Annotated in this window: 15 protein-coding genes; 7 read left to right on the forward strand and 8 right to left on the reverse strand. The window is 60.5% G+C overall.

The genetic code is table 11. The features are described 5' to 3' along the window. The first annotated feature begins 56 nt into the window (after positions 1-56). The 3 genes from M9827_RS06140 to M9827_RS06150 all read left to right on the forward strand — a co-directional run bounded on the left by M9827_RS06140 (position 57) and on the right by M9827_RS06150 (position 2,281). Positions 57-1,388: an aminotransferase-like domain-containing protein gene (locus tag M9827_RS06140; RefSeq protein ID WP_250604265.1), complete on the forward strand. Its 1,332-nt coding sequence runs from the start codon at positions 57-59 to the stop codon at positions 1,386-1,388. Positions 1,389-1,440: 52 nt separating this feature from the next. After that, on the forward strand, positions 1,441-1,827 hold the full coding sequence (locus M9827_RS06145; protein ID WP_250604267.1) for a c-type cytochrome: 387 nt from the start codon (positions 1,441-1,443) through the stop codon (positions 1,825-1,827). Between the two features lie 160 nt (positions 1,828-1,987). Continuing rightward, positions 1,988-2,281 carry a hypothetical protein gene (locus M9827_RS06150; RefSeq protein WP_250604269.1) on the forward strand — a complete coding sequence of 98 codons (294 nt, stop codon included), beginning with the start codon at positions 1,988-1,990 and terminating at the stop codon, positions 2,279-2,281. On the opposite strand, the gene M9827_RS06155 is transcribed toward M9827_RS06150, so the two are convergent. The 3 genes from M9827_RS06155 to M9827_RS06165 form a co-directional block, all read right to left on the reverse strand. Beyond that, positions 2,282-3,922: a sensor domain-containing diguanylate cyclase gene (locus tag M9827_RS06155; protein WP_250604271.1), complete on the reverse strand. Its 1,641-nt coding sequence runs from the start codon at positions 3,920-3,922 to the stop codon at positions 2,282-2,284. Positions 3,923-4,068: 146 nt separating this feature from the next. Next, positions 4,069-4,392 (reverse strand): hypothetical protein, encoded by a 324-nt coding sequence (locus M9827_RS06160; RefSeq protein ID WP_250604273.1) that lies wholly within the window; start codon positions 4,390-4,392, stop codon positions 4,069-4,071. A gap of 165 nt (positions 4,393-4,557) precedes the next feature. Beyond that, entirely contained in the window at positions 4,558-5,121 is a 564-nt protein-coding gene (locus M9827_RS06165; RefSeq protein ID WP_250604275.1) for a chorismate mutase, read from the reverse strand. A 199-nt stretch (positions 5,122-5,320) separates the two neighbouring features. On the opposite strand from M9827_RS06165, the gene M9827_RS06170 reads away from it, so the two are divergent. Further along, positions 5,321-6,676, forward strand: coding sequence for an MATE family efflux transporter (locus tag M9827_RS06170; protein WP_250604277.1), 1,356 nt, complete (start codon positions 5,321-5,323; stop codon positions 6,674-6,676). Positions 6,677-6,750: 74 nt separating this feature from the next. Further along, complete coding sequence (locus tag M9827_RS06175) at positions 6,751-7,308, forward strand: YceI family protein (protein WP_250604279.1); 558 nt, start codon at positions 6,751-6,753, stop codon at positions 7,306-7,308. Between the two features lie 15 nt (positions 7,309-7,323). Here the strand turns inward: M9827_RS06175 and M9827_RS06180 are convergent, their stop codons facing one another. The 3 genes from M9827_RS06180 to M9827_RS06190 form a co-directional block, all read right to left on the reverse strand. Beyond that, positions 7,324-7,536, reverse strand: coding sequence for a YXWGXW repeat-containing protein (locus M9827_RS06180; RefSeq protein WP_186625272.1), 213 nt, complete (start codon positions 7,534-7,536; stop codon positions 7,324-7,326). 42 nt (positions 7,537-7,578) lie between these two features. After that, positions 7,579-7,902, reverse strand: coding sequence for a YXWGXW repeat-containing protein (locus tag M9827_RS06185; protein WP_250604281.1), 324 nt, complete (start codon positions 7,900-7,902; stop codon positions 7,579-7,581). A 181-nt stretch (positions 7,903-8,083) separates the two neighbouring features. Then, a complete protein-coding gene (locus M9827_RS06190; RefSeq protein WP_250604283.1) occupies positions 8,084-8,569 on the reverse strand; it encodes a DUF3592 domain-containing protein in 486 nt (161 codons plus the stop codon). A 151-nt stretch (positions 8,570-8,720) separates the two neighbouring features. On the opposite strand from M9827_RS06190, the gene M9827_RS06195 reads away from it, so the two are divergent. Next, positions 8,721-9,407 carry a GNAT family N-acetyltransferase gene (locus M9827_RS06195; RefSeq protein WP_250604285.1) on the forward strand — a complete coding sequence of 229 codons (687 nt, stop codon included), beginning with the start codon at positions 8,721-8,723 and terminating at the stop codon, positions 9,405-9,407. Between the two features lie 63 nt (positions 9,408-9,470). Here the strand turns inward: M9827_RS06195 and M9827_RS06200 are convergent, their stop codons facing one another. Further along, the gene (locus M9827_RS06200) at positions 9,471-9,911 is read right to left on the reverse strand and encodes a hotdog fold domain-containing protein (protein WP_250604287.1); all 441 of its coding nucleotides are present in this window, start codon (positions 9,909-9,911) and stop codon (positions 9,471-9,473) included. A gap of 160 nt (positions 9,912-10,071) precedes the next feature. Between M9827_RS06200 and M9827_RS06205 the strand changes: the two genes are divergently transcribed. Next, positions 10,072-10,704: a TetR/AcrR family transcriptional regulator gene (locus M9827_RS06205; protein ID WP_250604289.1), complete on the forward strand. Its 633-nt coding sequence runs from the start codon at positions 10,072-10,074 to the stop codon at positions 10,702-10,704. A 183-nt stretch (positions 10,705-10,887) separates the two neighbouring features. On the opposite strand, the gene M9827_RS06210 is transcribed toward M9827_RS06205, so the two are convergent. Further along, positions 10,888-12,006, reverse strand: coding sequence for a DmpA family aminopeptidase (locus tag M9827_RS06210; RefSeq protein ID WP_250604291.1), 1,119 nt, complete (start codon positions 12,004-12,006; stop codon positions 10,888-10,890). Between the last annotated feature and the right edge of the window lie 123 nt (positions 12,007-12,129).

Consider the following 12,129-nt stretch of genomic DNA (forward strand, 5'->3'; position numbering starts at 1 on the left):
CTCATGCTAGAGCCGAGAATCAGCACAATCAAAAAATTGTCATGGATACATCCGGCATGCCACGTTCGCGCTACAAGACACTGGTTGACGCCTATGCGGCGGACATTCGTTCGGGGCAGTTGCCGCCGGGTACACGGCTGCCAACCCATCGGCAATTAGCGGCTCAGGAAGGGCTGGCGCTGGTCACGGCCTCGCGGGTGTACGCAGAACTGGAGGCCATGGGCCTGATCAGCGGCGAGACCGGGCGCGGTACGTTTGTTCGCGAAACCTCGTTGTCGCCGGGGCAGGGCATCGATCAGAAAGACGTGGCGGTCGGCATGATCGACCTCAATTTCAATTACCCGTCGTTGCCCGGTCAGGCGGATTTGTTGCGCAGCGCGTTGCGCCAGTTGGCGTTGTCCGGCGACCTGGAAGCCTTGCTGCGTTATCAGCCGCACGCTGGTCGTGCCCACGAGCGCGCGTCGGTCGCGCGGCACCTGCTGACGCGCGGCGTGCAGGTCGAGGCCGAGCAGGTGTTGATCGTCAACGGTGCCCAGCAAGGCCTGGCGGTGACGCTGATGGCGCTGCTCAAACCCGGTGATGTGATTGCCGCCGATGCGCTGACCTATTCCGGCTTCAAAGTGCTGGCCGAAGCACTGCATCTGGAAGTCGTGGCGATTCCGTTCAGTGCGCAGGGGCCGGATCTCGCAGCGTTGGACAAACTCTGTCGGAGCCGTTCGGTGCGTGCCGTGTACAGCATGCCGACGTTGCACAATCCATTGGGCTGGGTGATGCCTCTGGCGCAGCGCGAGCAGTTGGTTGCGATCGCCCGCCGGCATGATCTGACCCTTATCGAGGACGCGGCCTACGCGTTTCTGGTGGAAAACCCACCGCGTACGCTGATCGATCTGGCACCGGAGCGCACGGTGTACGTATCGGGTCTGTCGAAGAACATCGCCACAGGCCTGCGCGTCGGTTTCATCGCCGCCCCGACCGACGGGGTGCCAGCACTGGAACGCATCATCCGCGCCACGACCTGGAACACCCCGGGCGTCATGACTGCCATCGCCTGTGGCTGGCTCGACGACGGCACGGTGACGCTGCTCGAGGAACAGAAACGCAATGACGCCAAGGCGCGGCAAGCGCTGGCGACCGAAGTGTTGAAAGGACTGCCGGGCATTGGCCATCCGGCGTCGTATTTCCTGTGGTTACCGTTGCCGGAGGATGTGCGCGCCGATCAGATTGTCGTCGAGCTGATGCACGAGCAGATTTCGGTCACCACCGCTGAACCGTTTTCCGTGGCAAGCCATACGCCCCATGCAATTCGCCTGGCGTTGGGCTCGGTGGACATGGAGGTGTTGCGCCAGGCGTTGATGATGGTCAGGAAGATCATTGGTGCTTACCTGTAAAAACAAAATGCTACCCTTGCGCCGCCCGATGCAGATCGATCCGGAACTTTCGATGAAAAACACTGCTGCACTGTCACTCGCGCTGATGCTCGCCACCGGCCTGTTCAGCACGATCACCTCCGCCGCAGGCGACCCCGAAGCCGGTGCGAAGATCTTCCCGCGTCTGTGTGGCGGCTGCCATCAGGTCGGAGAATCGGCTCGCCCGGGTTTTGGTCCGCAGCTCAATGGCATTATTGGTCGGCCTGCCGGGACGTCGGCCAACTATGTGTATTCGGATGCGATGAAGAACTCGGGGGTGACCTGGGATCGCGAAACGCTGATCGCCTATCTGAAGGATCCGAAAGGTGTAGTGCCCGGTACGCGGATGATTTTCTGGGGGCTGAGTGATGAGGAGAAGCTCGATAATCTGTTGGCGTACCTCCAGACCTTCTCGCGATAACGGCAGCTCTTGCAGGGAGTTTGTGTGGTCGATCACTTGAAACAGTAATCGGCACAGAGCAATCTTGTTCGCGGAACGCTGCACTTGTCCACGGGTCGATAGGGTACTGATGCGTTATTGACCTATCGCCCGGTTCACCGTCGCACTTAAGGAGCCCACCATGAAATCTTTGCTACTGGCCGCGCCGTTGTTGCTCGTCACCGGACTCGCACACGCCGGCATCCCCCTGTTAAACGCCACATGCCCGGGCAAGATCGAAGTGCACGCCGATGAAGGCGGGCCGATCTACATCAATGGCAAGGAAGGCAAGTTGAAGAAATTCAATGAGAACTACTTCGAAGCCAAGGGGGCAGGCGTGACAATCTCCCTGAGTATCAATCCCGATGGTTCGCCTGCTGTGTCCTACACCGGGAAGAACAAGGCCAACGGGATTTGCGAAGTGAAGAAGGCCTGATCACGCCACTTGGTTACGACCCGCCGCTTTGGCTTGATAGAGCTGCTGATCGGCGCGTTTGATCAGTGCGTTGTGGCTGTTGTCTGCCGGGTCCGCGAGGCCGACGCCGATGCTCACCGTCACTTGCCCGATCACCGGGAAGTGAGCTTCGGCGACCGCCACGCGGATCTTCTCGGCGACGACTTCCGGGGTGTCGGGTTTGGCGATTTCCGGCAAGAGCACGGCGAATTCTTCGCCGCCGTAGCGGGCGACGAAATCGGTGGTGCGCAGGCTGCTCTGAATCAACTGCGCCAACTGCTGCAGCACATCGTCACCCACCGCGTGGCCGTGGCCGTCATTGATGCGCTTGAAGTGGTCGGCATCGATCAGCAGCAGGGCAAACGGCCGCCCGGTGCGGCGGAACAGCAGGGTGTATTCGGTCAGTTTCTCGTCGAAGCGACGACGGTTGTAAACGCCGGTCAAGCTGTCGTGGGTCGCCAGGCTCAGCAGTTCGGCGTTGGCTTGCGTCAGCGCCGCAGTGCGTTGCGCCACCGTGGCTTCCAGCGAGGCATTGGCCTCTTGCAGCTCGCGCTCCTTGCCGAGCAGTGATTGCGTCATCGCATCAATGGACTGGCCGAGCTGGGCGATTTCCAGCACCGGGTGTTGCAGCGGGAATTGTGCGCCGGGCTGCTGGTTCTGCACCTGCCGGGCCGAGCGCGCGAGTTGTTCGATCGGACGGCTCAGGTACAGCGCCAGGTAGTAGGCCACCAGGCCGAACAGCACCGCCGCGACCACGCCCAGGATCAGCAGTTTGTACATCAGCAGGCGCGCCGGTTGCAGTGCGGTTTCCAAAGGCTGGCGTACGGCAATCGACCATGACAGCGCGGTGCTTGATGGCGTCGGCACGTTGACCACGCTGGTGAGGAAGCCATTGCCCGCGGTCCAGCCTTGCCCCTTGGCGCCGGTTGCCAGTTGTTGCCCCATCAGCGCTTCCGGGTACAGCACCTTGCCATCGTGATCAATGATCAACGCTTCGATATCCGGCGTTGAATTTTTGTGCGAGAACGCCGCCGACTCGACAATGCGTGTCACCCAGCTCCAGTGCGCGTGGGCGCCCAGTACGCCAATCACCTGACCGTCGGCGTTGCGGATCGGCGCGGCGAAATCGATGAAGCGCAACGGTTCACCGTTCGGCAGGGCCGGCAGCTTTTTCGCCAGCAGCACTGCCTCATGGGGATCGCCGGTGTACTCACCGCGCATCCCGGCCTGGAACCACGGGCGTTGTTGCACCGATTGGCCGACCAGCAGGTCGTTCACCGCTTGATGCACCTTGCCCTCGGCATCAGTGACGCCCATCCACGCATACTCGGCGCGCGCCTGGGTGCGCAGTTGCATCGATTTCAAAATGGACGGGTTGTCCAGATCGCCACGCTCCAGATGCGGCGCACGGCTGAGCAGATACACCTCCAACTGGCGTTCACGCAGTTTCTCGCCCAACAACGATGCGGCCGAACGCGCGGTGTTGAGCAACGCATTGCCGCTGGCCTGCTTCATTTGTTCAGTGGCGATATGGCCGACATAGAAGCCCACGCTTAGCAGCGTCAGCAGGGACAAACCGGCGAACCAAAGGGTGAGGTGGCTACGCAGACTGGCTTTGAGCATGTGCTGTCGAGGTCTGTTTTGGAATTGTCGCCGCATGGTATGCGCAATGGGCCGTGGGTGGCCAGTCGGGGAATGGATGGCGGCGGACGTGAAAAAGCCCGGCTGATCAGGCCGGGCTTTTAGGGGATTGCGGTGAAATCAGTGATTTATGCGACGCGGCGTTCGATCAGACGATCAGAACCACCTTCGGCAACGCGGCGTTCGATCAGACGATCAGAACCACCTTCAGCAACGCGGCGTTCGATCAGACGATCGGAACCACCTTCAGCGACGCGGCGTTCGATCAGACGATCGGAACCACCTTCGGCAACGCGGCGTTCGATCAGACGATCAGAACCGCCCTCAGCAACACGACTTTCAATCAACTTGTCCGAGCCGCCTTCTGCGACTTGGGTGTGTGCCGGGGTGGCGGCAAAAGCGTTAATGGCGAAAACCGAGAAAGCGATGCTGAGAAGGGTCTGGCGTTTCATGATCGTGTGCTCCAAGGGGTAGTTGTTTGTCTGGAGCCGATGTTACGCCGTGGATTTTTTATGAGAACTTCATTGACGTGATGGTGAACATCGACCGCAATGATGGTTCACCAATCCCCTTGTAGGAGCTGCCGCAGGCTGCGATCTTTTGATCTGGCCGTTTTCTCAGAGCGACTTCGCCACCCGAACACACAGTTCACCAGTCGCCCGCGTCAAAGCCAGTTCATGCAGCGCATCGCGGGTCAGGCCACTGCGCGCCTTGGCCAGCCACGCCGGGCAATTAGCGTCATGGCGATACGGCGCGAAGGCGGCGTATTGCTGCAGCAGGCGGGTTTGCAACTCATCCAGACGCGGGCGAATCTGCTTGCCCAGGTCGGGACGCGGCGTGTCCGGTGCGGCACCGGCCGCCTGCCATTGCGCGAGCAACCCGTACTGCACCAATTTGTTAGCCTCCATTTGCGCCGCAATCAGTTGCGCCACGTCTTCAGGGTCAAGCTTGCGCTCGGTGGCCAGCGTTCGCGCATTGGCGATCACCTGCGCCTCACGAGGACTGTCCTGTACCGGCTTGCCGCTGTCCCATTTGGTCAGCGCGACGAGGTCGCCGATGTTCAGGCGTTCGTTCAGCGTTTCCAGTAGTGGCTTCAAGGTTTCGCCGGGCGCGGCGGCGTGAGCGCTGGTGGCGAGCACGGAGAGGAGGGCAGCGGTCAACAGATTGGCAACGTGCGGCATGAACAGAGCCTCAATGAGAGAAGTGAAAGTGGGCAATTGTTTACCACAGCTCTGAACGTGCACCTACAGAAGGGTGCCAGTTACACAAGCGCGGCCACCGGTCATAAACACCGATTTGAAATGTTAATTGCGCCCCGCATGCAACTCACCGAAGCTATCCTCCATCAGCCCTCCTGCCGTCGAGATGGACCTCTATTCAATGCAAGCCGTCGCCCAACGCCCACTCTGGCACACCTACCTGCTGTTCCTCGCGCCGATGGTGCTGTCGAACTTTCTGCAATCGATGTCGGGCACGGTCAACAGCATCTACATCGGCCAGATGCTCGGCACCCAGGCGCTGGCGGCGGTGTCGGGGATGTTTCCCATCGTGTTCTTCTTTATCGCACTGGTGATCGGCCTCGGCGCGGGCGCCGGTGTGTTGATCGGGCAGGCCTGGGGCGCGCGTGAGCCGCACATGGTCAAGGCGATTGCCGGGGCGACGCTGCTGCTCGGGGTGTTGATCGGTCTGGTGGCGGCGGTGCTGGGCAGTGTGTTCGCGCGCCAGGCGCTGACCGGGTTGGGGACGCCGGCGGATGTGCTCGACGATGCGGTGGCCTATGCCCATGTGATGATGTGGATCTTGCCGTCGCTGCTGGTGTTCGTGTTGTTCACGCAACTGCTGCGCGGGGTCAGCGATACGCTGTCGCCGTTGTTGGCACTGATGGTCTCTACCTGCGTCGGGCTGGCCCTGACGCCAGCGCTGATTCGCGGCTGGTTCGGCTTGCCGCAACTGGGTATTCAGAGTGCGGCGTATGCCGGGCTGGCCGGTAACCTGGCGGCGATGGCATGGCTGGCGTGGCGGCTGATTCGCAAGGGGCATCCGCTGGCGCCGGACCGCGAGTTCTTTGCTGCGCTGCGTCTCGACGGGGCAATTCTCGGCAAGGTGTTGCGCATCGGTCTGCCGACCGGCGTGCAGATGATCGTGCTGTCGCTGTCGGAGCTGGTGATTCTGGCGCTGGTCAACCAGCACGGTTCGCAAGCAACGGCGGCGTATGGCGCGGTGACGCAGATCGTCAACTACGTGCAGTTCCCGGCGTTGTCGATTGCGATCACCGCTTCGATCCTCGGTGCACAGGCCATCGGCGCCGGGCGACTCGAGCGCATGGGGCCGATTCTGCGCACCGGGCTGTTGATCAACGTGTGCCTGACCGGCGGTTTGATTGTGCTCGGTTACTTGTTGTCGCACTGGTTGCTCGGGCTGTTTTTGACCGAGGACTCAACCCGGGCGATGGCTGAGCATCTGCTGCACATCATGCTGTGGAGCCTGTTGGTGTTCGGCTTCCAGGCCATCATCGGCGGGATCATGCGCGCCAGCGGCACGGTGTTGGTGCCGGTGATCATTGCGATCATTTGTGTGGTCGGTGTGCAACTGCCGGCGGCGTACTGGCTGGACGGCCAATATGGTTTGCAGGGCGTGTGGATGGCGTTTCCGGTGGCGTACCTGGGCATGCTGGTGCTGCAGACCCTGTATTACAAACTGGTCTGGCAGCATCAGAAGATCGAGCGCTTGGTGTAGGCGCTGGCGTAACGCGTGGATGTTTGCTTAAGTCAATTGAGGCCCGCGACGGCCAGTCCCGCCCGGAGAATTCCATGTCGCTCCGATTGCTGCTGGCTGCAGCCTTTTCGCTGTGCGTCGTCTGTGCCGCGCAGGCGGTCGAATACACGCGGGTCAATACCAACGCCAGTCAGATCAGCTTCACCTACAACCAGATGGGCTCGCCGATGTACGGCACCTTTGGCAAGTTCGAGGCGACGCTGGACTTTGATACCGATAACCTCGCCTACGCCCGAACCACACTGCACATCGAGCTCAGCAGCATCGATGCCGGCAGCGAAGACGCCAACACCGAGCTGGTGAAACCGGCGTGGTTCGACACCGAAAAATTTCCCGTGGCGGTGTTCGAATCACTACGTTTCACCCAAGTGGCCGAGCGTCGCTATCTGATCGACGGACAACTCACCCTCAAGGGCATTACCCGCGCAGTGCAGGTGCCGGTGGAACTGAAACCGGGCAGTGACATTGGCATTTTTGACGGTGATATGGTGCTCAGGCGTGACGAGTTCGGCCTCGGCGCAGGGGAGTGGGCGGACACCGTGGTGTCCAAGGACATCGCCATCAAATTCAAAATGGTGGCGCCACAGCAGTGACGCCAACCGTAGCGATCAATACGCCCGCCAGTGCCCCGGCACCCAGCGCCATTGGTTGCCGCCCCAGCGATAGTGCCCGGCAACCCAGTGATAACCCGGCGCCGGCATCACCGGAACGACTTCGACCAGCGGCGGAGGCCGATGCGGACGGGCCGGCTCGACGACGCAACCGGACAACGTAACGGCCACCAGCGTGGCGGCCAGCAGTGCTTTAAAGGTTTTCGACATGGTGATGTTCTCGCAAGAAATGATGGCCAGGCTGTCGCGCATTCATCGCACCCAATGCCCCTCGACCCAGAACCAGTTTGGTCCGCGTGCCTGCCAGTGCCCGGGTTTCCAGCGCGCGCCGTATCTCACCGGTTGCCAGTGGCCGGGTATCCACACGTAACCGCGTCCTTGCCAGCGCCAATGACCTTGATCCCAGATATAACCGGGACGCGCGCCGGGCATCACTTCCATGCGCATCGGCGGTGGCGCTTGCTGGACGATCACTACCGGTTGCGCAAACACCGGGGCGCTGCTTAGCGCGGTCAGTGTCAACGACACCAGCAGCAGGGTTTTTCGCCATTTGGACAGGGAACGCAAAACGCTCATGACAACTCCTCAAGGCCTGCGTCGAAAAGTGAACGCAGCTGCAGAATTGGATGCCGGATTTGCCAAAGATCCCGTCTGAGGTCGATGAAATTTTTGTCAGGGAGGGCGATGCGAGAACGTCAGGATGGCGCCGCAGCAAGACGCCCGGCGCGCGTGATGGTTTTTGCCTGTGATTCTGAACTCAATAGAACCGGTCTTGCTCTTTCATTGCCTGAATCTGCCAGAACGTCCTGCCCGAGATCAGCAGAAACAGCAGTGCGAGCAACACACCGCCGGTCATGATGTAGAAGCTCGTACGGTAACTCTGCAACTGGCTGGCGATGCAGCTTTTATCTGGAATCCACGGCGACACCAGCAGGGTGATCGGGCCATCGACTTCGTACTGGGTATGCTCAACGTAGCGTTCGTCGGCGTGTTGCCCTTCATGGATCTGGCCTTGGACATCGGTGTATTGATAGTGAATGACCTTGCCATTGGCGTTCATTGGAATCTTTTCCAGTGCCGTGACGCTGCCGCGGGTTTCCACACCGTTGAAACTCAGCGCCCCATAAAGCATGCCCGACTTGTGCGCCATTGCAGCGAGCAGCAGAACCACGCAGCAAGCAACGGTCAGCATGACGATACGGTTGTAGAGGTGACCCTTGGCAGCTTCGCGCGGGTAGTACATGGCCGATCCCTGGTGGTGACATTTGTAGGAGACCGTTACATCGGCGCTCGGAACAGGAACTTTAGACGTCGAGCGGGCGCGTCACGGTATGATGTCGCGGCTCGTCGACCGCTGCGGCGGTCGGCAACGCTTTTTACCGTCGGAGTTCGTCATGCCACGCATCACCCACTACAAATCCCCATGCCCCGAGGGCGTTAACAGCCAGATTCTGCAGATGGTCGTCGACTACCTGACCGACATCAGCGCGGTCGGCCTTGGCCCGAGCAACCTGCTGTACAACGTCTATCAGTACGCGGTCGGTTATGAGGTGCATCTGTATCTGGAAGCGTTGAATGGCGAGAAGGGCACCGACGTCGAGTTGCTGGTCGCCACCGACGAGGATGATCCGGAGCAAGTGATCGGTTTTCTCTTGTACCTGCCGGTGCAGGGCGACTGGGAAGCCTGCAGCGTGGCTTACATGGCGGTGCGCGAAGGGCATCGGCGTCAGGGCGTGGCGCGGGCAATGATCGGTGAAATGGTCGGGCGTTATCCCCATGCGGAACTGGCCTGCACGGTCGGTAAAGTGCCGTACTTCGAAGCGTTGGGCTTTGAGGTGATTGGCCAGCGTGAAACCCAGGTGTTGATGAGCACCCGGCATTACCGCAGCAATGGCTTACGCGGTTTTATCGACACCACGCCGATTTACCGCTCGCTGGAAGTGCAGCAGATCCACACCTACTTGCTGCAGAAAAACGGCAAGCGGGCGATGCTCGACGCCGAGAAACAGCGCGACCGCCACCTCGATCAGACCACTCGCCATGTCGAGGCATTTGTCCGCCAACGCCTGACCGTGCACTGATCCGGCTTCGGCAAAAAGCCCTTGCTGTGCATCGTGCAGCAAGGGCTTTTTTCTGTCCGCGATTCAGCCGGGTTTGACGTTCATGGTAATGCGCGCCGTGAACACTTTTTTGCCCTCGGTATCGTGAATATCTACGTTGACGATTTTGTCGCCCTCGCTCTGCCAATCCACGCCTTCACCATTGGCCACCGCCGTCACATCGGTTTTTGCCTTGGCCAGGTATTCCACGGTCATGCCTTTGGGAATCCAGCGTGCGCCGGCCGGGATCGACACATCAGTCATCATCCCGGCCGCCAATTCTGCGGCGTTGCACATGGCAATCGCATGCAGGGTGCCGAGGTGATTGGTGATCTCGCGACGAAACGGCACTTGCACCGTCGCGGCGTTGGCGCGCAACTCGGTCACCAGCGGATTGATCGTGCTGAAGTAGGGGGCAAATTGACAGGCCATCTGACTGAAGGCCTGCGGACCCACACTATTGAACATGCTGAGAGATTGACTCATGGAAAGCCTCGCGGAGGATGATTTACCGAATGATGTTCCGTTACAGAATAAAGTTCTGTAACGGAACGGTATTCTGTCTGCGGGAAATCTGTCAACCTGTGCGTGTTTTTTCCATGGGCACGACGTGTGCCTTTCAATCCGATTTCAGGCAGTGAGCCGCATGGACACCGCAGATCTACTTGAACGCAGTCACCCCGGCCGCCGTGCCGAACTTAAACGCGAAATCTTTCGCAAGGCCCTGAGCCTGTTCAACGAGCAGGGGATCGAAGCCACCACCATCGACATGATTCGCGTCGAGTGCGATACCAGCGTTGGGGCGATCTATCACCATTTCGGCAACAAGGAAGGCTTGGTCGCTGCGCTGTTTTTTACCGCGCTGGAGGATCAGGCGCGCCTGCGCGATGCCTATCTGGATGCGGCGCAAACCACCGAAGAAGGGGTGCAGGCGTTGGTGTTCAGTTATGTCGATTGGGTCGAACGGCAACCGGAATGGGCGCGCTTCCAGTACCACGCGCGATTTGCGGTGACCAAGGGGCCGTTCAAGGACGAACTGGCGGAGCGCAACAAAACGCGCAATGCACGTCTGCGCGACTGGCTGGCCGAATCGGGGCGCGCCGCCGAACTCAAGGCGCTGCCCGCCGAACTGTTGCCGTCGTTGATCATTGGTCAGGCCGACAGTTACTGCCGTGCCTGGTTGGCCGGGCGGGTGAAGGGCAGTCCGGCGGACTATCGTGAGTTGCTGGCGCAGGCGGCCTGGCGCTCGATTCGTGCCGATTCACTTCCGGACAGCTGATTTGCGCAGACAAAAAAAGAGCCTCAAAGCTCTTTGATGGGGAGAAAGTAGAGCCCTCGAGGCTCACGAATGTTCACAGCCCCTCTGTAGGCGCTGCCGAAGGCTGCGATCTTTTAATTTTGCTTTTGAAAGACAAGATCAAAAGATCGCAGCCTTCGGCAGCTCCTACAGTGATTTCGGGGATTAGCGCGATCCGGGCCAGCCTGATTTTTCGAGGGCGGTGAGCAATGTTTGCGCATCCAGGCCCGGCACCGAATGCCCGTTACCTTCGGTGCTTTCGCTGGCCAGCAACGCATTGATGATCGCTTCCTCAACCGCCTCGGTCGCGGCCAGAAACAGCTCGCTGATATGGTCATTATTGACCATGCGCAAACCGTCGCAGGTCGGTGCGCCTTTGCCTTCGTAGGCGGCGGGCGGTACGTGATCATTACCCGTCGCGAAGGCGATGAAGATGTCGCCGCTGTGATCCTCGTTGCCACCGCCGGTGCGCGCCAGACCGAGGCTCGCGCGCTGTGCCAGACGCGTGCATTGATGCGGCAACAACGGCGCGTCGGTGGCCAGGCAGACGACGATCGAACCCATGCCCGGATGCGGCAGCGATGCGCGCAAGAACGGCGAATCCTTCTGTTCAATGTAACGCCCGACCGGGTAGCCATCGACCCGCAATTCACTGCGAATGCCATGATTGGCCTGGACGATCGCGCCGACCGTCCAGCCGCCTTGCGCAGCGCTCAAGCGCCGCGACGAAGTGCCGATGCCACCTTTGAATTCATGGCAGATCATGCCGCTGCCACCGCCGACGGCGCCTTCCACCACCGGGCCGTCGACCGCGTTTTTCAGGGCTTCAGCGACATGCTCGGGCTGCACGTGAAAACCGTTGATGTCGTTGAGCAAGCCGTCAAAGGTTTCCAGCACCACCGGCATGTTCCAGTAGAGACGACCGTCGTCGGGTTGCTGCTGGCGATCCAGGGCAACCAAGGCATCGCGCACCACGCCGAGGCTGTGGGTGTTGGTGAAGGCAATCGGGCTGGTCAGCAGACCCGCCTCGCGAATCCATTCAAGCCCGGTGGCGTCACCATTGCCGTTGAGCACATGCACGCCGGCAAAACACGGTTGCTGATTGGTCGAACCCGGACGCGGTTCGATCAATGTCACGCCGGTGCAGATGTCGCGTCCGGCGCTGCTGCGTCCGCGCACATTGCTGTGGCCGACGCGTACGCCGGGTACATCAGTGATGGCGTTGAGCGGGCCGGGATGCAGTTGGCCGATGCGGATGTTGAGGTCACGGGCACGAGGTTTCATCGATTGTTGTCTCTCTAAAAAATGCTGGGTTGTGCACGGCCCCTATGGGAGCGAGCCTGCTCGCGAATGCGTCGGCACTTTCAACACATCAGTGCCTGACCCACCGCTTTCGCGAGCAGGCTC

It is taken from the genome of Pseudomonas sp. AKS31 (assembly GCF_023634765.1).
Lineage (GTDB): Bacteria > Pseudomonadota > Gammaproteobacteria > Pseudomonadales > Pseudomonadaceae > Aquipseudomonas.

Bases quoted from the DNA above. Each gene is read 5' to 3' on its own strand.
- M9827_RS06140 (WP_250604265.1), top strand. From the start codon at position 57: ATGCCACGTTCGCGCTACAAGACACTGGTTGACGCCTATGCGGCGGAC.
- M9827_RS06145 (WP_250604267.1), top strand. From the start codon at position 1,441: ATGAAAAACACTGCTGCACTGTCACTCGCGCTGATGCTCGCCACCGGC.
- M9827_RS06150 (WP_250604269.1), top strand. From the start codon at position 1,988: ATGAAATCTTTGCTACTGGCCGCGCCGTTGTTGCTCGTCACCGGACTC.
- M9827_RS06155 (WP_250604271.1), bottom strand. From the start codon at position 3,922: ATGCTCAAAGCCAGTCTGCGTAGCCACCTCACCCTTTGGTTCGCCGGT.
- M9827_RS06160 (WP_250604273.1), bottom strand. From the start codon at position 4,392: ATGAAACGCCAGACCCTTCTCAGCATCGCTTTCTCGGTTTTCGCCATT.
- M9827_RS06165 (WP_250604275.1), bottom strand. From the start codon at position 5,121: ATGCCGCACGTTGCCAATCTGTTGACCGCTGCCCTCCTCTCCGTGCTC.
- M9827_RS06170 (WP_250604277.1), top strand. From the start codon at position 5,321: ATGCAAGCCGTCGCCCAACGCCCACTCTGGCACACCTACCTGCTGTTC.
- M9827_RS06175 (WP_250604279.1), top strand. From the start codon at position 6,751: ATGTCGCTCCGATTGCTGCTGGCTGCAGCCTTTTCGCTGTGCGTCGTC.
- M9827_RS06180 (WP_186625272.1), bottom strand. From the start codon at position 7,536: ATGTCGAAAACCTTTAAAGCACTGCTGGCCGCCACGCTGGTGGCCGTT.
- M9827_RS06185 (WP_250604281.1), bottom strand. From the start codon at position 7,902: ATGAGCGTTTTGCGTTCCCTGTCCAAATGGCGAAAAACCCTGCTGCTG.
- M9827_RS06190 (WP_250604283.1), bottom strand. From the start codon at position 8,569: ATGTACTACCCGCGCGAAGCTGCCAAGGGTCACCTCTACAACCGTATC.
- M9827_RS06195 (WP_250604285.1), top strand. From the start codon at position 8,721: ATGCCACGCATCACCCACTACAAATCCCCATGCCCCGAGGGCGTTAAC.
- M9827_RS06200 (WP_250604287.1), bottom strand. From the start codon at position 9,911: ATGAGTCAATCTCTCAGCATGTTCAATAGTGTGGGTCCGCAGGCCTTC.
- M9827_RS06205 (WP_250604289.1), top strand. From the start codon at position 10,072: ATGGACACCGCAGATCTACTTGAACGCAGTCACCCCGGCCGCCGTGCC.
- M9827_RS06210 (WP_250604291.1), bottom strand. From the start codon at position 12,006: ATGAAACCTCGTGCCCGTGACCTCAACATCCGCATCGGCCAACTGCAT.